The 696-nt window shown below is 48.6% G+C and carries 1 protein-coding gene; it reads right to left on the reverse strand.

The annotated features are described in order from the left end of the window. Positions 1-95: 95 nt before the first annotated feature. Positions 96-696, reverse strand: a 601-nt coding sequence (locus tag EZM41_RS03095) for a C-type lectin domain-containing protein (RefSeq protein ID WP_198469415.1), incomplete at its 5' end; no start/stop codon positions are given.

Consider the following 696-nt stretch of genomic DNA (forward strand, 5'->3'; position numbering starts at 1 on the left):
TGATGGAAATGAATAAAATTTACTTTTAGACAGCAGAGTGGTATCGATCCAAACATCTGTCACAGAAAAAAGGAAGTAAGTGTAACAAACAACGTTTAGTAAGATTCTTCATATTTTCTGTCTTTGCAGCACAGGTAAGGAAGAGGCAGGCCACACTTCTCATCTGAAAAGCCGTAATCTGCATTCGTCCGCAGGCAGTTCTTCAGTGGGTCTGGTTTCTTTGAGGGTCCAAAGGCTCCATACTTGTATTTAGTTCCATCACTCCACATAAATTTGCCCTCCGTCATGGTGTCATGGGCTCCGATCCAGGTAGGTTTCCTGGAACCAGACACTGTGTACATGTGGTTCTTGAGGAAGTTATTGTCGTATTCTGAGTGGATGGAGGCCAGATTTGCTCCCAGGGACAGGCAGTGGTGCTCTGCATCGTGCCAACTCTTTGGCTTGTCATGGTAGGCGTAGCAGCGTTGGCCGAGCTCAATCCAACCAGGAGGGCAGCGAGCTGGGCAGCAGTAGCTTTTATCATTCTGGTAGTAGGATGGAGGTCCATGTCCCTTTGGTCCATACCCTGAATGACCTCCTGAAGACCATCCATATCCTGCAGGCAGCAGCCCACCGGCCAAACAGACCAACAGAGCAAAGTGAAGAGCAGACAGCATCTTTTTCTCAGGTGGTGAGGACACAGCGAGGAAGAAGCAG

This window comes from Acetomicrobium sp. S15 = DSM 107314 (assembly GCF_016125955.1).
GTDB classification, from domain to species: Bacteria; Synergistota; Synergistia; order Synergistales; family Thermosynergistaceae; genus Thermosynergistes; species Thermosynergistes pyruvativorans.